Here is an 18,105-nt window from a genome sequence, read left to right on the forward strand (position 1 = left end):
GACCAAGTTGGCCGACAGGATCATCCGACAGGGTATTTCGACCATGTAGGCCGACCGGGTAGTACGACCGGATCGGCCGACACAGTTGTCCGACCATGGCGCTACCCTGGCTGGATGGCTCACGTCCCCGCCTCCGAACGCCGCCCGCAACTGGTCCAGGCCGCAATCGACCTGATGACCCGGGAAGGCGTCGCCGCCGGCAGCACCCGCGCGATCGCGGCCGAGCTGGGCGTGGCACAGGCGACGGTGCACTACACCTTCGGCACCAAGAAGGACCTCTACCGGGCCGTCGTCGAGCAGGTCAGCGCCCAGTTCATCGGCCAGGTGCGCGCGGTCTCCCCCGGGGACGGCCCGTTCGGCGAGCAGGTCCGCACCCTGGTGCACGCGCTCTGGGACGCCGCGACCGGCGAGGACGGGCGGTGCGTGCTGCTGAGCGAGTTCTCGGCCCTGGCGATGCGCGACCCGGACGTGCAGGAGATCATGCTCGGCCTGCAGCGCGCGATCGAGGGCACCGCCACCGAGATGCTCACCGCCCTCGCGGCCGCCCACGGACTGGCCCTGGCCGTGCCCGCCACCGAGATCGCCGTCCACTTCCTCAGCGGCTTCGACGGACTGACGGCCCGCTACCTCGCGCTGCGCGCCCCCGGCGGCCGGCCCGACGCGGACACCCTGCGGGCACTGGACCTGCTGGTGGCCACCACCGTCGGGCTCTGCCTGGGCGAGCCCGCCCGGCAGCCCTGACCACCGACGGCCCTGACCACTGGCAGACCCGCCACCGACGGCCCCGACCGGCGCTACTCGACGATCCTGACCGGCAGTTCGACCAGCACCTCGCGCAGCGCGGAGGCGAAGCGCACGTACTCGGCGCCGCGGGCCGAGCCCGGGCGGACCGCCAGCCCGATCCGCCGGCCCGGCGCCGGCGCGGCGAAGCGGACGGCGGCCAGCCGGTCGGTGCGCCCGGCCTCGACGTCCAGCGCGGTGGCGGGCAGCAGGGTCACCCCGAGGCCCCCGGCGACCAGTTGGACCAGGGTGGACAGGCCGGCCGCGCGGGTGGTCGAGCCCGCCGGGTCGACACCGACCTCACGGCAGATGTCCAGCGCCTGGTCGCGCAGGCAGTGGCCCTCCTCCAGCAGCAGCACGTCCAGGTCGAGCAGCACGTCGCGCGGGACGTCGACGCGCCCGGCGAGCGGGTGGCCGGGCGGGGTCACCAGGACGAAGTCCTCGTCGAACAACGGGATGTCCAGGGTCGGCGAGGTGCCGCCGGCCGGGAGCGCCAGCAGCAGGACGTCCAGCCGCCCGGCCGCCAGGCCCTCCAGCAGCGAGGGGGTGCGCTCCTCGTGGACGTGCAGCTCCAGGTCCGGGAAGCCGTCCCGGACCAGCCGCAGCACGGTGGGCAGCAGGTAGGGCGCGACGGTCGGGATGACGCCCAGGTGCAGCGGCCCGGTGAACGGGCGCCGGGCGGCCTCGACCTCCTCGGTGAGGGCCTGCAGCGAGGCGAGCACCCGGCGGGCGTGCTGGTGTACGCGCTCCCCCAGAGGGGTGACAATCACCTTGCGCGTCGTACGCTCGACCAGTTGCGCGCCCAGCGACTCCTCCAGCGCCGCGACCGCTCCGGACAGCGCGGGCTGACTGGTGCCGGTGGCGGCGGCGGCCTCCCGGAAGTGCCGGTGCTCGGCCACCGCGACGAAGGCCCGCAGCTGGGCGACGGTCGGGGTGCGGGGGCTGCGGACTGTGGCGCTCGACACAGCCTGGTCGCCCTTGGCGGCGGCGGCGCGGCGGGACCCCTGCCGCGACGTGGGGGATTCAGTACTGATAACAATCTCCGATCAGATACATCCAGTGTAGCTATTTCCCTGATCAGTCCACGATGTGGAATTGTGATCCGTGTCCGGATTCCGGACAAAGCTCCCCTCATCTGACTTCAGGAGAAGCGAACGTGCTGACGATCGGTGACAAGTTCCCCGAGTTCGACCTCAAGGCCTGTGTCGACCTGGACGCCGCGAACGCCTTCGCCGACATCGACCACAAGACCTACGAGGGCAAGTGGAAGGTCGTCTTCTTCTGGCCGATGGACTTCACCTTCGTCTGCCCGACCGAGATCGCCGCGTTCGGCAAGCTGAACGACGAGTTCGCCGACCGCGACGCCCAGATCCTCGGCGTCTCCGGTGACTCCGAGTTCGTGCACCACGCCTGGCGCAAGGACCACAAGGACCTGCGCGACCTGCCTTTCCCGATGCTGGCCGACATCAAGCACGACCTGATGCGCGCCTGCGGCGTCGAGGGCGAGGACGGCACCGCCCAGCGCGCCGTCTTCATCGTGGACCCGAACAACGAGATCCAGTTCGTCATGGTGACCGCCGGCTCCGTCGGCCGTAACCCCAAGGAGGTCCTGCGCGTGCTGGACGCCCTGCAGACCGACGAGCTGTGCCCGTGCAACTGGACCAAGGGCGAGGACACCCTCGACGCCCAGGCCCTGCTGGCGGGCTGACCCATGGCCCTCGACGACCTGAAGGCCGCCCTCCCGGACTACGCCAAGGACCTCAAGCTCAACCTGGGCTCGGTCATCGGCAACTCCGACCTCCCCGCCCAGCAGCTGTGGGGCACCGTGCTGTCCTGCGCGATGGCCACCCGCAGCCCCGGCCTGCTCCGCGAGCTGGAGCCGGAGGCCAAGGCCAACCTCTCCCCCGAGGCGTACACCGCCGCCAAGGGCGCGGCCGCCATCATGGGGATGAACAACGTCTACTACCGGACGCTGCACCTGCTCTCCGACAAGGAGTACAGCACGATGCGGGCCGGTCTGCGGATGAACATCATCGGCACCCCGGGCGTCGAGAAGGTCGACTTCGAGCTCTGGTGCTTCGCCGTCTCGGCCATCAACGGCTGCGGCCAGTGCCTCGACTCGCACGAGGCCGTCCTGCGCAAGGCCGGCGTCGACCGCGAGGTCGTCCAGGCCTCGATGAAGATCGCCGCCGTCCTCCAGGCCGTGGCCGGCGTCCTCGACGCCGAGGCCGCCCTGGCCGGCGCCACCGCCTGACCCACCCGGCACCTCGGCGGGCCCCTCCCGGACACCACGTCCGTGAGGGGCCCGCTGCCGTTTCCGCTCCCGCCTCCGGTTGCGGTGCGGTGCGGTGCGATGCGGCCGGCTCAGTCGGTGACGGGCCGGACCGGTGCGGCCGGTCCGGCCGGGTGCGCGGCCGGGTGCGCGCCCGACGACGCGGCCGGCTGGGCGGCGGCGGTGCGTTCGGCGGCCTCCCGAGCGGCTTCCAGCGCGGTGAAGACCGCCTGGCCGGCCTCGTTGCGGCGGCGCAGGTGGGTGATCACGGTGTTGGTGACGGCGATCAGCGGGACCGCGACGACCGCGCCGCCGATGCCGCCGATGATGCCGCCCGCGGCGACGCCGAGGACCACGCCCAGCGGGTGCACCCGGACGGCCCGGCCGAGGATCAGCGGCTGCAGGATGTGGCTCTCGACCTGCATCACCGCGACCAGCACCACCAGCACCATCAGTGCCGTCCACGGCCCCTGGGTGACCAGGGCGATCAGCACCGCCACCGTGCCGGTGACCAGCGCGCCGACCAGCGGGACGAAGGCGCCCAGGAAGATGATCACGGCCGCCGGCATCGCCAGCGGGACGCCGAGCAGGTCGATGCCGATGCCGATGCAGACCGCGTCGATGAACGCCACGCACACCGTGCCGCGCACGTACGCGGTGAGCGTCGTCCAGGCCTTCGGGCCGGCGCCGGCCATCGCGAAGCGGGACTGCCGGGGCAGACCGCGCAGCGCCCAGTTCCAGATCCGCTCGCCGTCGTAGAGGAAGAAGAAGGTGGTGAAGAAGGTCATCAGCAGCGCCGTCAGCACCTCGACGGCGATCTGCGCGCCGGTGATCGAGGCCGAGGTGAGCTGGTCGGTGTTGGTGGTGATCGCCTTGGTGATCTGGTTGGCGAAGTCGGTGATCTGCTGCTGGGTCAGGTGCAGCGGCCCGGTGATCAGCCAGTCCCGCAGCTGGTTGACGCCGGTCTTCACCTGGTCGGTGACGTCCGGCAGGTTGGTGCTCACCTGCCAGACGACGAACCAGCCGACCAGCCCTATCCCGGCCAGACCGCTCAGGAACACCCCGCCCGCCGCCAGCGAACGCGGCGCCCCGCGCCGCCGCAGCCAGGACACCGAGGGCTCCAGCAGCGCGGTGATCAGCAGCGAGGCCAGCACCGAGAAGGCGACCAGCCGCAGCATGTCGACCACGTAGAAGAGGACGTAGAGCGCGGCGCCGAGCAGCAGCAGCCGCCAGGTCGATTCGGCGGCCACCCGCAGCCCCCACGGCACCGCCTCGGCCGGGGTGGCGGGCCGGCCCGGGTGGTACTCCCGTCCGAGCCCCGCGTGTGCGACGGGGGCGACCGGTGCCGCCGGGGCGGACGGGACGGTCGGCGCGGACGGGGGAGCCTCGGCGACCGCCGAGCCCGTCGGCACCGCGGGCACCGCCGGCGCCGGGGCGGGGTCGGCCCGGGGCACGGGAACCGGGCCCGGCGTCTCGACCAGGGCCGCCACGTGCCCCCCGCCGAGCGCGGGCCCGTCCGCGAGCAGGTGCCCGTCGGCGAGCAGGTGCCCGTCAGCGAGCGCGGGGACGGCGAGTTCATGCGGGTTCGCCGCCATCGCGGCGCGCCTGCGCCGCTCGATCACGGCGGCCGCGCTCGCCACCACGGCCATGCCCTTGGCCACGGCCTTGAAGGCCTTTCCGCCCCGCGCCATCCTCGCTACCACCGCTCCCCGTCCCGACCCGCCGTGTCCGGCGGTACGCCGCGGGTCCTGCCGCGGCCGTCAGGGATGACGCTACCCGCCGGGGGCGCGACGAGTCCGGCTGCCGGTGGGTTCGTCGGGAACACATGGAGTCGGGAATTCGGACAAACCGCAATGTTCCAGGTGGTTTCGGACAGAATTCGCGGGGGAGGAGTCGGGACGGGGCACCGGAGAGCGCGCCTCCGGAGAGCCCCGCGAGCCAACCGCCGGCGGACCGGCCGGTGCGGGAAGCAACCAGGACCCCTTCCCGCGCCCCGCGTCCGCACCGGGCCCGCACCGCCCGAGAGCGCACTGGTCAGCGCGGCCCGGGCGGCGCGGCCCACCCTCCGGGCCGCACACCGCGACAGCCGCGACACCAGCGACAGCCGGGACGGACGGGACGGACAGGGCAGCCGGGACGGACGGTCAGGGCGGCCGAGCCCCGGACAGCACGACGGCCCCCGGCCACCCGCCCGGGAAGGGCGGGCGGCCGGGGGCCGCGCGGAGTCTCACACCGCCGGAGCGGCAGCGGCTCCTAGTACCAGTTGTGCGACTGCCAGAACGACCACGCGCCACAGGGGCTGCCGTAGCGGCTGTTCATGTAGCTGACGCCCCACTTGATCTGGGTGGCCGGGTTGGTGCGCCAGTCGGCACCGGCCGAGGCCATCTTGGTGCCGGGCAGCGCCTGGACCAGACCGTAAGCGCCGGAGCTCTTGTTGGTCGCGGTGTAGTCCCAGCCGCTCTCGCGCTTCACGATCTGGCTGAAGCACTGGAACTGCGCGTCACTGCCGACGATCTGCCGGGCCATGTCCTGGACCGAGCCGGGGCTGACCGAGACGGGGGGCGCGCTGTCGTCGACGGCGGTCATCGCCGAACGGGCCTTCGACCGGTTGGCGGCCTCGGCCGCCTTGCGCTGGTCGTCGGCGGCCTTGGCGGCCTTGTCCGCGTCGGCCTTGGCCTGCGCGTCGGCCTTCGCCTGGGCGTCCGCGGCGGCCTTCTGGCGCGCGGCTTCCTCGGCGGCCTTCTGCTCGGCGGCGGCCTTGGCGGCGGCGTCGGCGGAGGCCTGCTGGGCGGACGCCTGCTGGCCGATGTTGTCACTGATGGTCTGCGCCTGGGCGCCAGAGGGGACTTCGGCAAGCAGGGTCGCGCCGGCGACATCGACCGTCTGCGTCGTCTTGCCCTCGCTGCCCGAGGCCATACCAACGACGGCACCGACAGCGGTGACGGCGGTGGCGGAGGCCACAGCGACTCCCCGGACCGAGATCCGAGTCACATGGATTCCTTCCAGCATCGCCCACGCGTGACCGTGCGGACGCAAGATGCCCCTTGGCACGGACCTCCGCACGGTGCTCTGGTCACGGGAGGTGCTGGCCCGGCGTCCGGCCGAGGTGAGGCGACCGGGCGTTGGAATCGGGCGGCGTACGGCTCGTCGGTCTTCAATTGTGTGTCCACCGACCGGAGTTGGCGGACCTTCCGGGGCCTGACTTCCGGCGTCCGGAAGCCCTGCCGCGCCGTACGCGGGGCCTGACAGAACCCTCACCATGCCGCACCGGGTACGGTCGACGCAATTCCCGTCCGCGTGGCGCATGTCACATTCACCGTACGGGAGTTCCCCGACCGGAAAGCACTCGATGTGATGAACGGGATGGGGCCCGCTCCATCAGGAGCGGGCCCCGGAGGCCGAGTTGGCCCTATTGTCCGACTATGTCCCGATCAGGGACGGATCACGGTTGGATGTCCTCCAGCATCTCCGTGACCAGCGCCGCGATCGGCGAACGCTCCGAGCGCGTGAGCGTGATGTGGGCGAAGAGCGGATGACCCTTCAGCTTCTCCACCACCGCCACCACACCGTCGTACCGGCCCACCCTGAGGTTGTCCCGCTGCGCCACGTCGTGGGTGAGCACCACCCGCGAGCCCTGGCCGATCCGGGACAGCACCGTCAGCAGGACGTTCCGCTCCAGCGACTGCGCCTCGTCCACGATCACGAAGGCGTCGTGCAGCGAGCGCCCCCGGATGTGGGTCAACGGCAGCACCTCCAGCATGCCGCGGGAGATCACCTCCTCGATCACGTCGGGGGTGGTGACGGCCGAGAGGGTGTCGAAGACCGCCTGCGCCCAGGGGCCCATCTTGTCCGCCTCGGACCCCGGCAGGTAGCCGAGCTCCTGCCCGCCGACCGCGTACAGCGGCCGGAAGACCATCACCTTGCGGTGCTGCCTCCGCTCCAGCACCGCCTCCAACCCCGCACACAGCGCCAGCGCCGACTTGCCCGTCCCGGCCCGGCCGCCCATCGAGACGATGCCGATGTCCGGGTCGAGCAGCAGGTCCAGCGCGACCCGCTGCTCGGCGCTGCGCCCGCGCAGCCCGAACGCCTCCCGCTCCCCGCGCACCAGCCGCACCCGGCCGTCGCCGGTGACCCGGCCCAGCGCGCGGCCGCGCACCGAGGTGAGCACCAGCCCGGTGTGGACGGGCAGCTCGGCGGCACCGTCGACGTCCACCCCCGCGTCGTGGCCGGCCGCGAACAGCGCGTCCACCTGGTCGGCCGGGACGTCCAGTTCGGTCATCCCCGTCCAACCGGAGGTGATCGCCAGCTCGGCCCGGTACTCCTCGGCGAGCAGGCCCACCGAGCTGGCCTTGATCCGCAGCGGCAGGTCCTTGGAGACGACGGTGACGTCGTATCCCTCGGCCTGGAGGTTGCGGGCGACCGCGAGGATCCGGGTGTCCGCCTCGCCGCCGCCGACCCGGTAGCCCGCCGGCAGTATCGACACGTCGGAGTGGTTGAGCTCGACCCGGATGGTGCCGCCGAGCTCGCCGACCGGGATCGGCTCGTCGAGCCGGCCGTGGCGGATGCGGTAGTCGTCGAGCAGCCGCAGCGCCTGACGGGCGAAGTAGCCCAGCTCCGGGTGGTGCCGCTTGTCCTCCAACTCGGTGACGACCACCACCGGAAGGACGACCTCGTGCTCCTCGAAGCGGGTCATGGCGAGCGGGTCCGCCAGAAGCACGCTGGTGTCGAGAACGTACGTGCGCCGGTCTGGTGTCCGGCGGCTCTTCGAACTGACCACTAGGCCTCCAGAGCGGATGACCCTGCGTCATCCGCGGCAAGCCGGCCCTCACTGCCCCGGTGGCCGCGGGGCCGGACTGACTGGAGTATTCCCAGGCGGGGGGCGGTGCATTCGCGCCCCCGGAGAACTGACGGATCATTGCCGGTGAACGTTTGGCCTCGCCCGGGCTCCGGGTAGGCCACCCAGACGGCGGTCACTTCGTTCCGGGACCGGCCGCGGGGCCCGGGCCCCACCGGCCCACGGGGCCCCTGACCCACCTTCCGCAGGACTTCCGCCCCGCCTTCCCGAAGGGCCGGGGCTACAGGCCCAGCCGCCGGTGGCGCTGTTCGAAGGCGCGCAGGGCGCGCAGGAAGTCGACCTTCCGGAAGGCCGGCCAGTACGCCTCGCAGAAGTAGAACTCGCTGTGCGCGCTCTGCCAGAGCAGGAAGCCCGACAGCCGCTGCTCGCCCGAGGTGCGGATGATCAGGTCCGGGTCGGGCTGGTTGCGGGTGTAGAGGTGCTCGGAGATGTGCTCGACGGTGAGGATCTCGGCCAGTTCCTCGATCGAGGTGCCGCGGCCGGCCTGTTCCTGGAGCAGCGAGCGGACCGCGTCGGCGATCTCGTGCCGGCCGCCGTAGCCGACCGCGACGTTGACGGTGATGCCGTCGATGTCCGCGGTCTCCTCGGCGGCGCGCTTGAGCACGTCGGCGGTGTGCTGCGGGAGGAGGTCCAGGGCACCGACCGGGTGGACCCTCCAGCGGCGGGCGGCGGCCAGGCCGGTGACGGCGTCCTCGATGATGCCGAGCAGCGGGACGAGCTCGTCGGCCGGGCGGTCCAGGTTGTCGGTGGAGAGCATCCAGAGGGTGACGACCTTGACGTGGGTCTCGTCGCACCAGCCGAGGAACTCGGTGATCTTGTCGGCGCCGCGCTGGTGCCCGTACGCCGTGGACCCGCCGGTGGCCTTGGCCCAGCGGCGGTTGCCGTCCAGGATCACGCCGATGTGGTGCGGGGTGCGGGCGAGGTGGACCTCGACCCGGCGGCCGTAGAGCCCGTACATCCCGCCGAGCAGGGTGCGCAGCCCCGGCGTCCGTTCGGCGACATCGCGCAGACCCATGTTCCCGGACCCCTCCGTGCTCGTTCAGCTGGTGCGTTGCCGCCCCGGCGCAGCCTACTCCCGCGCACAGGTGCGCGGTAAAGCCGCAGGTAGCGGTCTGGTCACGGTCCTGTACGAAGTCTGTCGCAGCGGGCGCGCCGCGGCTCGTCCGGGGGCTGTGCGCGGCTCGCCCGGGGGCCGTCCGGGGGTCTTCCGCGGCTCGGCCGGGCGTCGGGCAGGTGCCGTTCGGAGGCTGCCCGGCAACCGTGCGGCGGCCGTTCGGCAACCGACCGGCAACCGACCGGGAGCCGCGGCGGTGCGGACACGGAACGGTCTCCGAATCCTTAACGGAACCGTAAGCCGTTCGTCCGATGCTTGACGACCAGCAATGGTCTAGTCCAGCTTTTGATCCGGGACGGAACGATCCACCCCCTCCGCTCCTCCCCAGGCTCTCTTCGGACCTCCCCTCCCCCACACGCGGCCGCCGCGCCCCCCACCGCGGCGGCCGCTTCTCCCCCAGGAGCGTCACCCCATGGCCCGTACGCTGAACCACCCCTCGCACAAGCGCCGGCGCAGCCCCCTCCCGGCCGTCGCGGCCGGTGCCACCGCCCTCGCCCTGGCCGGCGGCGGCCTCGCCCTCTTCGCCGGCGGCGCCAGCGCGGCGGTCGGCAACCTGGTGACCAACGGCGGCTTCGACAGCGGGCTGGGCGGCTGGAGCTGCGCCGGCGCCGCGACCACCGTCACCTCGCCGGTCCACTCCGGCGCCGGTGCGCTGCAGGCCACCCCGGGCGCCGGCGACACCGCGGAGTGCACCCAGACCATCAGCGTGCTCCCCAACACCAGCTACACACTGAGCGCGTGGGTCCAGGGCCCGTACGTCTACCTCGGTGCGCGCGGCACCGGCGGCACCGACCCGTCCGCCTGGTCGAACCAGAACAGCTGGAACCAGCTGTCCACCACCTTCACCACCGGGGCGAACGCCACCAGCGTCACCGTCTACCTGCACGGCTGGTACGGCCAGAGCGCCTACCTCGCCGACGATGTCGCGCTGATCGGCCCCGGCGGCACCGGCACCCCCTCGCCGACCGCGACCCCCACCGCGACGCCGACGGCCACCGCCTCCCCCACGGCCACCGCGACGCCCACCCAGACCGCGACCCCGACCCCCACCGCGACGCCCACCCAGACCGCGACGCCCACCCCCACCGCCACCCCGACCAGCACCACCCCGCCGGTCACCGGGCTCCCGGCGCACGCGGTCACCGGCTACTGGCAGAACTTCGACAACGGCTCGACCCCGCAGCGGCTGAGCGACGTCCAGAACGCGTACGACATCATCGCGGTCTCCTTCGCCGACGCCGTGCCGACCCAGACCGGCGCGATCAGCTTCACCCTCGACCCGGGCCTGTCCAAGGCCCTCGGCGGCTACACCGACGCCCAGTTCCGCGCCGACATCAAGGCCAAGCAGGCGGCCGGCAAGAAGGTCGTCCTCTCCATCGGCGGCCAGAACGGCGCGATCACCGTCGGGGACGCCACCGCCGGCGCCAACTTCGCGAACAGCGCCTACGCGATCATCAAGGACTACGGCTTCGACGGCATCGACGTCGACCTGGAGAACGGCGTCCAGGCCGGCCCGCTCGGCAACGCGCTGCACACCCTCCAGGCCAAGGTCGGCTCCGGCTTCATCCTGACCATGGCCCCCGAGACCATCGGGATGTACAGCACCGCCGGCGCCTACTTCCAGCTGGCGCTGAACACCAAGGACATCCTCACCGTCGTCAACACCCAGTTCTACAACTCGGGCGGCATGAACGGCTGCGACGGCAAGGTCTACAACCAGGGCACCGTCGACTTCATCACCGCGCAGGTCTGCACCCACATCCAGGGCGGTCTGCGGCCGGACCAGGTCGGCATCGGCGTCCCGGCCTCCGCCAAGGCGGCGGGCGGCGGCTACGTCTCGCCGACCGTGGTGAACAACGCGCTGGACTGCCTCGCCACCGGCAACAACTGCGGCAGCTTCGTGCCGCCGGCCAAGTGGCCCACCATCCGCGGCGCGATGACCTGGTCGACCAACTGGGACGCCAACAACGGCAACGCGTTCTCCAACACGGTCGGCCCGTTCGTCCACAAGATGCCGTAAGCACGGCAACCGCCCCAAGGACTCACCTCCCCCGGCGCGCCGCTCCTTGAGGGTGGGGCCTGCGCGTCGGCGGCGGGGCCCGTCGTACCGCTCCGGTACGGCGGGCCCTTCCGCGTTCCGCCGGCCGTCGCGGTCGCGGTCGCGGTCGCACCCGAGGAGGCCCCTCCTCTCCCCTTACTACCGCCTACTACCGCCTACTACCGCGCCAGGACCGCCGTGAGCGCGCCGAGCAGCAGGAACGGGCCCACCGGTACGTCCAGTCCGCGCACCGGACGCCGCCGGACCAGCGCGGCCGCCGCCCGCAGCACCGCCCAGAGGCCGGCCAGCACCACCGCGGCGAACAGCCCGCCGATCGCCACCGCCCAGCCGTACCAGCCGAGCAGCCCGCCCAGCGCGAACCCGAGCGGGGAGTCTCCCGCCCCCAACGCGCCCGCCCAGACGGCCAGTTCGAGCACCGCGCCGACCGCGAGCGCCACCAGCAGGCAGCGCGGCAGCACCCCGGGGCGCCCCTCGACCAGCGCCGCCACCGCCAGCAGCACGGCCACCCCGCCGAGCAGCGGCAGGGTCAGCCGGTACGGCAGCCGGCGCACCCGCGCGTCGACGAAGCCGAGCGCCACCCCGAGCACGGCCGCCCAGCCCAGCGCCGCGACGGCCGGCCCGTCCGCCGCGTACGCCACCGCGACGGCGACCGCCGCCGCGACCGGCTCCACCGTCCACGGGCCCGCGCCCAGCCGCTCCCGGCACCCCGGGCAGCGCCCGGTCGGCGGCAGCAACCGCACCTCGCGCCCGCACGACGGGCAGGCCCCGCACCAGGGTTCGCCCTCCGGCACCGCGAACCGGGCGACCAGCCCGCGCAGCGGCGGAGCCACCAGGAGACCGACCAGCACCGCCGCGACCACGACCGGCACCACCGGCGCACCCCCTCCTCGATCGACGCACCGGCCCCATCCTCCCGCGCCGGACGGTGTGCCGTCCGTCTCGTTCGACATCGGGACCAGTAGGCGTTCCTCGCATACATGAGCATTCCGGACACTTGGCCCGCCCTTTGAAAGGCCCGCCGAAGCCCCCGCCTGCCGATCCAAGGGGCCTCTCCGGGCCCTGCGTGGCGCCTTCCCGGAGACCCGCCACCGGGACCGTCCGTACCCCTAAAGTAGGCAGGCATGCAGGTCATCCAGTCCAGCAAGCTCGCCAACGTCTGCTACGACATCCGCGGCCCGGTGCTCGACGAGGCGATGCGGCTGGAGGAACAGGGCCACCGCATCCTCAAGCTCAACACCGGCAACCCGGCCACCTTCGGGTTCGAGGCGCCCCCGGAGATCCTCCAGGACATCCTGCGCAACCTCTCGAACGCGCACGGGTACGGCGACTCCAAGGGCCTGCTCTCCGCGCGCCGCGCGGTGGTCATGCACTACGAGGACCGCGGGCTGCACGGCCTCTCCGTGGACGACGTCTTCCTCGGCAACGGCGTCTCCGAACTGATCCAGCTGGCCATGACCGCGCTGCTGGACGACGGCGACGAGGTGCTCGTCCCGGCGCCCGACTACCCGCTGTGGACCGCCTCGGTCTCGCTGGCCGGCGGCACCGCGGTGCACTACCGCTGCGACGAGCAGTCCGAGTGGTACCCGGACCTCGCCGACATCGAGTCCAAGGTCACCGACCGGACCAGGGCCATCGTGGTGATCAACCCGAACAACCCGACCGGCGCGGTCTACCCGCGCGAGGTGCTGGAGGGCATCGCCGCGATCGCCCGCCGGCACGACCTGGTGGTCTACGCGGACGAGATCTACGACAAGATCCTCTACGACGACGCCGAGCACGTCCCGCTGGCCACGCTGGACCCGGACCTCTTCTGCGTCACCTTCAACGGCCTGTCCAAGTCGTACCGGGTCGCGGGCTTCCGCTCCGGCTGGATGGTGCTGTCCGGCGACCGGAGCCGGGCCCGCAGCTACATCGAGGGCCTCACCGTGCTCGCCTCGATGCGGCTGTGCGCCAACATGCCCGCCCAGCACGCGGTGGCCGCCGCACTCGGCGGGCGGCAGTCGATCCGCGACCTGGTGCTCCCCGGCGGTCGCCTGCTCGCCTCCCGCGACGCCGCGTACGAGCTGCTCAACGACATCCCCGGCGTCAGTTGCGTCAAGCCCAAGGGCGCCCTGTACGCCTTCCCCCGGCTGGACCCGAAGGTCCACAAGATCAAGGACGACGCGCAGATGGTCCTCGACCTGCTGCGCTCCCAGCGCATCCTGCTGGTCCAGGGCACCGGCTTCAACTGGCCCGAGCCGGACCACTTCCGCCTGGTCACCCTGCCCCGCCCGGAGGAGATCACCGACGCTGTGACCCGCATCGGCGACTTCCTCGGCGGCTACACCCAGCCCTGACCGCAGGCCCCGGTCGAATTCCTTGATCACGACCCGTCGAACGCGTGTAGGATTCGCGCGCGTCGGCGGCTCGGCGCCCCACGTCCGAGCCCTGGGGGGACGGACCGGCCCGATCGTGACGGCGGGTCCGAGCCGACGCGGTTGCGGGGCCCGTCGACGGCCCGGCCCTTCCCTCCGTGCCCACCCACGCAAGGGAACGGACCGCTCCGCATGCCTCGTACCCGACTCTCCCGTGCCCGGGCGGCCGCCGCCGTCGTCGGCACGGCCGTCACCCTGCTCACCGCCCTGCCCGCCGCCCCGGCGAGCGCCGAGGCCGGGGGGATCATCATCTTCCCCGCCACGACCACGGTCGTGAACGCCCACTCCGGCAAGTGCCTGGAGATCGCCGACTGGAGCTGGGACAACGGCGCCCCCGCCCGGCAGTGGGACTGCACCGGCGGCGCCAACCAGCAGTGGTCGCTGGTCGCGCTCAGCCCGGGCTACGCCCTGGTCAACCGTTTCTCCGGCAAGTGCCTGGAGATCGCGGACTGGCGCACCGACGACGGCGCCCCGGCCCGGCAGTGGAACTGCACCGGCGGCGCCAACCAGAACTGGGTCTACCGGGGGGACATCGGCCCCTCCAACGAGATGGGCCTGAGCAACTTCAACTCGGGCAAGTTCCTGGAGATCGCCGACTGGGGCACCGACAACGGCGCCCCGGCCCGGCAGTGGACCGCCTCGTTCCCCAACTACGACGGCAACAAGCTCTGGATCACCGCGATCCGACGCGGCTGACCCCACGGCAGGGCGCGGCACGGCGCCTGAAAGCCCAGCCACGGGAAAGCACTACGGCCGGAGTCCCGGTCCGGACGATCTCCTTGGTCGGGGAAAGATCGTCCGGCGGAACTCCGGCCGTCCTGTCGCATCGGCGGGCGCGCGGTTCGTGCCGCGCGGCCGCCTCTCGCTCGGTTGAGGCTCAGGCTCAGCCGAGGCGCGCGACGAGGCTCCGGTACTCGTCCCACAGTTCCTTCGGGGTGTGGTCGCCGAAGGTCTCCAGGTGGGCCGGCACCAGGGCGGCCTCCTGGCGCCAGATGTCGGCGTCCACGGTGAAGAGCAGGTCGAGGTCCTCCTGGGACAGCTTCAGGTCGCCGAGGTCGAAGCCCTCGACGGTCGGCAGCACACCGATCGGGGTCTCGACGCCCTCGCCGTTGCCCTCCAGGCGGTCGACGATCCACTTCAGCACGCGGCTGTTCTCGCCGTAGCCGGGCCACACGAACGCGCCCTCGGCGTTCTTGCGGAACCAGTTGACGTAGTAGATCTTCGGCAGCTTGGCGGCGTCCGCCTGGGCGCCGATCTTCAGCCAGTGGGCGAAGTAGTCGCCCATGTTGTAGCCGCAGAACGGGAGCATCGCGAACGGGTCGCGGCGCAGCTCGCCGACGGTGCCCTCGGCGGCGGCGGTCTTCTCGGAGGCGATGTTGGCGCCGAGGAAGACGCCGTGCTGCCAGTCGAAGGACTCGGTGACCAGCGGGACGGCGCTGGCGCGACGGCCGCCGAACAGGATCGCCGAGATCGGCACGCCCGACGGGTCCTCCCACTCGGGGGCGATGGTCGGGCACTGCGCCGCCGGGACGGCGAAGCGGGCGTTCGGGTGGGCGGCCGGGGTGCCGGACTCGGGGGTCCAGTCGTTGCCGCGCCAGTCGGTCAGGTGCGCCGGGGGCTCCTCGGTGAGGCCCTCCCACCACACGTCGCCGTCGTCGGTGAGCGCGACGTTGGTGAAGACCGTGTTGCCCCAGAGGGTCTCGATGGCGTTGGCGTTGGTGTCCACGCCGGTGCCGGGGGCGACGCCGAAGAAGCCGGCCTCGGGGTTGATGGCGTACAGGCGGCCGTCGGCGCCGAAGCGCATCCAGGCGATGTCGTCGCCGATCGTCTCGACCTTCCAGCCCGGGATGGTCGGCTGGAGCATGGCCAGGTTGGTCTTGCCGCAGGCCGACGGGAAGGCGGCCGCGACGTACTTGACCTCACCGGACGGCGGGGTGAGCTTGAGGATGAGCATGTGCTCGGCCAGCCAGCCCTCGTCGCGGGCCATGGTCGAGGCGATGCGCAGCGCGTAGCACTTCTTGCCGAGCAGGGCGTTGCCGCCGTAGCCCGAGCCGAAGGACCAGATCTCCTTGGTCTCCGGGAAGTGCGAGATGTACTTGGTGCTGTTGCACGGCCACGGCACGTCCGCCTCGCCCTCGGCGAGCGGGGCGCCGACGGTGTGCACGGCCTTGACGAACTCGCCGTCCTCGCCGAGCTGGTCCAGCACGGCCCGGCCCATGCGGGTCATCACGCGCATGGAGACCGCGACGTAGGCGGAGTCGGTGATCTCGACGCCGTACGCGGCCAGCGGGGAGCCGACCGGGCCCATCGAGAAGGGCACGACGTACATCGTGCGGCCCTTCATCGCGCCGCGGAAGAGGCCCTGCTCGCCCTGGAAGACCTCCCGCATCTCGGCGGGGGCCTTCCAGTTGTTGGTCGGGCCGGCGTCCTTCTCCTGCTCGGAGCAGATGTAGGTGCGGTCCTCCACGCGCGCGACGTCCGTCGGGTCCGAGGCGGCGTAGTAGGAGTTGGGGCGCTTGTCCTCGTCGAGCTTCTTGAAGGTGCCCTGATCCACCAGCAGGTCCGCGAGGCGGTGGTACTCCTCGTCGGAACCGTCGCACCACTCGATGCGGTCCGGCTGGGTGAGCTCGGCGATCTCGCTCACCCAAGCGAGCAGCTGCTTGTGGCGGGTGGGCGCGGATGCGCTGAGAGCAGAGATCTCGTACGACACGATCGCTCCGTTTCACGCCATCTCGTCGAGGAGAGGGCGTTGCGGGGGTCTGAGGGTGCTTGCAGCGTAGCTCCGGACCCTGGCCCGGAACGCGGCGAAGCGTCGAAATTGACGCATCTTTTACTACGGTAAGTATGATTACTGGCAGGTAATAAGCCACTCACATCCCCACCGGAGTGCGCGGCGCCACACCTCGAATACTCCAAAACGTCCAAGAGTGATGATCGCCACTTCCTACGCGCCAGTAACCTACGGGTCCGTAGGTAGCGGGTAGCATGCTGCGCATGACTGCTGCTGCGCTCGCCGAGAGCCTCGCGGAGAACCCTGCCGAGAACAGGGAGAGCAAGCCGAAGTGGCGCGGCTGGCTGCACGCCGGGATGTTCCCCGCCACGGTCGCCGCCGGAATCGTGCTGATCTGCCTGGCCGACTCCACGCCCGCCAAGATCGCCTGCGCGATCTACTCGGTCAGCGCCTGGCTGCTGTTCGGGGTCAGCGCGGTGTACCACCGCTTCCACTGGGGCCCGCGCGGCGACGCCGTGCTGCGCCGGCTGGACCACGCGAACATCTTCCTGATCATCGCGGGCACCTACACGCCGTTCACGATCCTGCTGCTCAAGGGCGCGAACCAGCAGGTGCTGCTCTGGGTGGCCTGGGGCGGCGCACTCCTCGGGATCGCCTTCCGGGTGTTCTGGGTCGGCGCGCCACGCTGGCTGTACACCCCGGTGTACATAGCGCTCGGCTGGGCCGCGGCGTTCTTCCTGCCGGACTTCCTGCGCACCGGCGGCGTCGCCGTCCTGGTGCTGATGATCGTCGGCGGGGTGCTCTACAGCATCGGCGGCGTCGTGTACGGGCTCAAGCGGCCCGACCCCTCACCGCGCTGGTTCGGCTTCCACGAGGTGTTCCACGCCTTCACCCTCGGGGCGTTCATCGTCCAGTACGTCGGCGTCTCACTGGTGGCGTACAGCACGGCCGGCTGAACCCGGCGCACCACGACGGGCGGTCGAACGGTCCGCGGACCGGACGGCCGTCCGTTCCGCTGTCCAGGGCCGCTCGTACGGCGCCCGGATCTGCGGGCGGCGCGGATACGGAGCGTGGTCGGCCGCGCCGGGCTCCGACTGCGCCGACGAATCCCGGTGGGCCTCGTGGCCCTCGTACGCCTCGTGGCCCCCGTGCGCCTCGTGCCCGTGCTGCCCCCAGTGGTCCCGGTGCTCCGGGTGCCCCGGGTACTCGCGGTACTCCTGGTACTCACGGCGGGCCGGCTGCAACGACAGCACCGAGGGCTCCGGCCGCACCGCACCGGCGGACCGGCCGCGCGCCTGGCGGGCGTCCAGCGCCTCACGGGCCCGGCGGCAGCGCTCGCAGTGCGCCGGATCCGGACGGCCCCGGCGCGGCCGGTGCCGGACCGGTGCCGGGCGGCCGCGCATCGCGCGCCAGCGGCGGCCGACATAGACCATGAGCAGCAGCGTCTCGGCCCCGGCGACCCCCAGGACCAGCAGGGCGCCGTTGATCAGATAGGCCGCGACCACGGCCAGCGCGGAGGCCACCACCGCCGCCGCGCCCCACACCTGGGCACTCGTCTGCTTGTCGTCCGTGTCGGCCACTTCGGCTCCCCTTTCCCGGTGCCGGGCTCGTGGTCGGCTCCTGCCGCCCCACCCCTTCTCCGCTCTCGGCACGCGTCGGTCAGCACTGACCGATTGCCACATGGTATCTACCGACAGTCACTCCCCACTGCCCTCCGGCGGCGAACGACAGATCAACGTTGCGTCAATTCCTTGTGCGGAAGCAGCACTTCCAGGACACATCACGGAGCGTGAACAGAAATGGCTTCGCCGGGCCCTGAGCCCGGCGAAGCCATCGGAGACGAAGCCACAGGTGACGGGAGCGGGCAGCGGGGCCCGGCC

Annotated in this window: 15 protein-coding genes; 7 read left to right on the top strand and 8 right to left on the bottom strand. The window is 72.0% G+C overall.

The window, feature by feature from the left end; genetic code table 11:
• Positions 1 to 114: 114 nt before the first annotated feature.
• On the top strand, positions 115 to 741 hold the full coding sequence (locus ACFQ6N_RS05680; RefSeq protein WP_380647109.1) for a TetR/AcrR family transcriptional regulator: 627 nt from the start codon (positions 115 to 117) through the stop codon (positions 739 to 741).
• Positions 742 to 794: 53 nt separating this feature from the next.
• Here the strand turns inward: ACFQ6N_RS05680 and ACFQ6N_RS05685 are convergent, their stop codons facing one another.
• Positions 795 to 1,745: a LysR substrate-binding domain-containing protein gene (locus tag ACFQ6N_RS05685; RefSeq protein ID WP_380647110.1), complete on the bottom strand. Its 951-nt coding sequence runs from the start codon at positions 1,743 to 1,745 to the stop codon at positions 795 to 797.
• A gap of 191 nt (positions 1,746 to 1,936) precedes the next feature.
• On the opposite strand from ACFQ6N_RS05685, the gene ACFQ6N_RS05690 reads away from it, so the two are divergent.
• Positions 1,937 to 2,488: a peroxiredoxin gene (locus ACFQ6N_RS05690; RefSeq protein ID WP_380647111.1), complete on the top strand. Its 552-nt coding sequence runs from the start codon at positions 1,937 to 1,939 to the stop codon at positions 2,486 to 2,488.
• A gap of 3 nt (positions 2,489 to 2,491) precedes the next feature.
• On the top strand, positions 2,492 to 3,034 hold the full coding sequence (locus tag ACFQ6N_RS05695) for an alkyl hydroperoxide reductase (protein ID WP_380647112.1): 543 nt from the start codon (positions 2,492 to 2,494) through the stop codon (positions 3,032 to 3,034).
• Positions 3,035 to 3,144: 110 nt separating this feature from the next.
• Here the strand turns inward: ACFQ6N_RS05695 and ACFQ6N_RS05700 are convergent, their stop codons facing one another.
• The 4 genes from ACFQ6N_RS05700 to ACFQ6N_RS05715 form a co-directional block, all read right to left on the bottom strand.
• Positions 3,145 to 4,743, bottom strand: a complete 1,599-nt coding sequence (locus ACFQ6N_RS05700; protein ID WP_380647113.1) for an AI-2E family transporter — start codon at positions 4,741 to 4,743, stop codon at positions 3,145 to 3,147.
• Between the two features lie 562 nt (positions 4,744 to 5,305).
• Entirely contained in the window at positions 5,306 to 6,061 is a 756-nt protein-coding gene (locus tag ACFQ6N_RS05705; protein WP_380647114.1) for a transglycosylase SLT domain-containing protein, read from the bottom strand.
• Positions 6,062 to 6,494: 433 nt separating this feature from the next.
• Positions 6,495 to 7,829 carry a PhoH family protein gene (locus ACFQ6N_RS05710; protein ID WP_380647115.1) on the bottom strand — a complete coding sequence of 445 codons (1,335 nt, stop codon included), beginning with the start codon at positions 7,827 to 7,829 and terminating at the stop codon, positions 6,495 to 6,497.
• A gap of 298 nt (positions 7,830 to 8,127) precedes the next feature.
• A complete protein-coding gene (locus tag ACFQ6N_RS05715) occupies positions 8,128 to 8,922 on the bottom strand; it encodes an isoprenyl transferase (RefSeq protein WP_380647116.1) in 795 nt (264 codons plus the stop codon).
• Positions 8,923 to 9,433: 511 nt separating this feature from the next.
• Here ACFQ6N_RS05715 and ACFQ6N_RS05720 point away from each other — a divergent pair.
• On the top strand, positions 9,434 to 11,041 hold the full coding sequence (locus tag ACFQ6N_RS05720; RefSeq protein WP_380647117.1) for a chitinase: 1,608 nt from the start codon (positions 9,434 to 9,436) through the stop codon (positions 11,039 to 11,041).
• 197 nt (positions 11,042 to 11,238) lie between these two features.
• Here ACFQ6N_RS05720 and ACFQ6N_RS05725 read toward each other — a convergent pair whose 3' ends face one another.
• Complete coding sequence (locus ACFQ6N_RS05725; protein WP_380647118.1) at positions 11,239 to 11,952, bottom strand: prepilin peptidase; 714 nt, start codon at positions 11,950 to 11,952, stop codon at positions 11,239 to 11,241.
• 249 nt (positions 11,953 to 12,201) lie between these two features.
• Between ACFQ6N_RS05725 and ACFQ6N_RS05730 the strand changes: the two genes are divergently transcribed.
• Positions 12,202 to 13,416: a pyridoxal phosphate-dependent aminotransferase gene (locus ACFQ6N_RS05730; protein ID WP_380647119.1), complete on the top strand. Its 1,215-nt coding sequence runs from the start codon at positions 12,202 to 12,204 to the stop codon at positions 13,414 to 13,416.
• Positions 13,417 to 13,626: 210 nt separating this feature from the next.
• A complete protein-coding gene (locus ACFQ6N_RS05735) occupies positions 13,627 to 14,190 on the top strand; it encodes an RICIN domain-containing protein (RefSeq protein ID WP_380647120.1) in 564 nt (187 codons plus the stop codon).
• Between the two features lie 187 nt (positions 14,191 to 14,377).
• Here the strand turns inward: ACFQ6N_RS05735 and ACFQ6N_RS05740 are convergent, their stop codons facing one another.
• Positions 14,378 to 16,204, bottom strand: a complete 1,827-nt coding sequence (locus ACFQ6N_RS05740; protein WP_380647121.1) for a phosphoenolpyruvate carboxykinase (GTP) — start codon at positions 16,202 to 16,204, stop codon at positions 14,378 to 14,380.
• Positions 16,205 to 16,488: 284 nt separating this feature from the next.
• Between ACFQ6N_RS05740 and ACFQ6N_RS05745 the strand changes: the two genes are divergently transcribed.
• A complete protein-coding gene (locus tag ACFQ6N_RS05745) occupies positions 16,489 to 17,181 on the top strand; it encodes a hemolysin III family protein (protein WP_380647122.1) in 693 nt (230 codons plus the stop codon).
• On the opposite strand, the gene ACFQ6N_RS05750 is transcribed toward ACFQ6N_RS05745, so the two are convergent.
• On the bottom strand, positions 17,152 to 17,805 hold the full coding sequence (locus ACFQ6N_RS05750; protein ID WP_380647123.1) for a hypothetical protein: 654 nt from the start codon (positions 17,803 to 17,805) through the stop codon (positions 17,152 to 17,154). The two genes, ACFQ6N_RS05745 and ACFQ6N_RS05750, sit on opposite strands and share 30 nt — an antisense overlap.
• Positions 17,806 to 18,105 lie beyond the last annotated feature (300 nt).

The sequence above is a fragment of the Kitasatospora sp. NPDC056446 genome (assembly GCF_042796115.1).
In the GTDB taxonomy this organism is placed as follows: domain Bacteria; phylum Actinomycetota; class Actinomycetes; order Streptomycetales; family Streptomycetaceae; genus Kitasatospora.

Coding starts and splice junctions, on each gene's coding strand:
- ACFQ6N_RS05695 (WP_380647112.1), top strand. CDS start 2,492: ATGGCCCTCGACGACCTGAAGGCCGCCCTCCCGGACTACGCCAAGGAC.
- ACFQ6N_RS05720 (WP_380647117.1), top strand. CDS start 9,434: ATGGCCCGTACGCTGAACCACCCCTCGCACAAGCGCCGGCGCAGCCCC.
- ACFQ6N_RS05680 (WP_380647109.1), top strand. CDS start 115: ATGGCTCACGTCCCCGCCTCCGAACGCCGCCCGCAACTGGTCCAGGCC.
- ACFQ6N_RS05730 (WP_380647119.1), top strand. CDS start 12,202: ATGCAGGTCATCCAGTCCAGCAAGCTCGCCAACGTCTGCTACGACATC.
- ACFQ6N_RS05745 (WP_380647122.1), top strand. CDS start 16,489: ATGACTGCTGCTGCGCTCGCCGAGAGCCTCGCGGAGAACCCTGCCGAG.
- ACFQ6N_RS05735 (WP_380647120.1), top strand. CDS start 13,627: ATGCCTCGTACCCGACTCTCCCGTGCCCGGGCGGCCGCCGCCGTCGTC.
- ACFQ6N_RS05705 (WP_380647114.1), bottom strand. CDS start 6,061: ATGCTGGAAGGAATCCATGTGACTCGGATCTCGGTCCGGGGAGTCGCT.
- ACFQ6N_RS05715 (WP_380647116.1), bottom strand. CDS start 8,922: ATGGGTCTGCGCGATGTCGCCGAACGGACGCCGGGGCTGCGCACCCTG.
- ACFQ6N_RS05700 (WP_380647113.1), bottom strand. CDS start 4,743: ATGGCGCGGGGCGGAAAGGCCTTCAAGGCCGTGGCCAAGGGCATGGCC.